The following is a 466-nucleotide window of genomic DNA, read 5'->3' as shown; positions in this document are numbered from 1 at the left end:
CCCATATTACGCAAACGCGTTAATGTCTCAGGTGCTGAATTGGTATGTAGGGTGGAGAGTACCATATGCCCTGTTTGTGCCGCTTTAATAGCGATCTCGGCAGTTTCCAAGTCACGAATCTCACCAACCATGACAATATCAGGATCTTGACGCAAAAAAGACTTGAGCGCATTAGCAAAGGTTAGGCCGACCTTAGCGTTGACATTGACCTGATTGATACCTTCAAGGTTAATCTCCACAGGGTCTTCGGCGGTTGAAATATTGGTGGCACCAGTGTTTAAGATATTGATACCTGTGTAAAGAGAGACTGTCTTACCAGAACCAGTAGGGCCAGTAATCAGTAGCATACCTTGTGGTTTGTGCAGCGCTTCTAAAAACATCTCCTGCTGATCAGGTTCATACCCTAGCGCATCAATACCAAGCATGGCTGATGAAGGATCTAGGATACGCAAAACGATTTTTTCAC

At 45.1% G+C, this 466-nt stretch carries 1 protein-coding gene; it reads right to left on the bottom strand.

Annotated features, from left to right (window positions below; genetic code table 11):
- Positions 1-466 (bottom strand): ATPase, T2SS/T4P/T4SS family (locus B3V51_RS04385; RefSeq protein ID WP_286708065.1); only part of this gene is annotated, 466 nt, incomplete at both ends.

The organism is Psychrobacter sp. UBA2514 (genome assembly GCF_002341255.1).
GTDB lineage: Bacteria > Pseudomonadota > Gammaproteobacteria > Pseudomonadales > Moraxellaceae > Psychrobacter > Psychrobacter pacificensis.
Note: the sequence above shows the minus strand (reverse complement) of the source record. Positions and strands in the feature narration are given on the sequence as shown.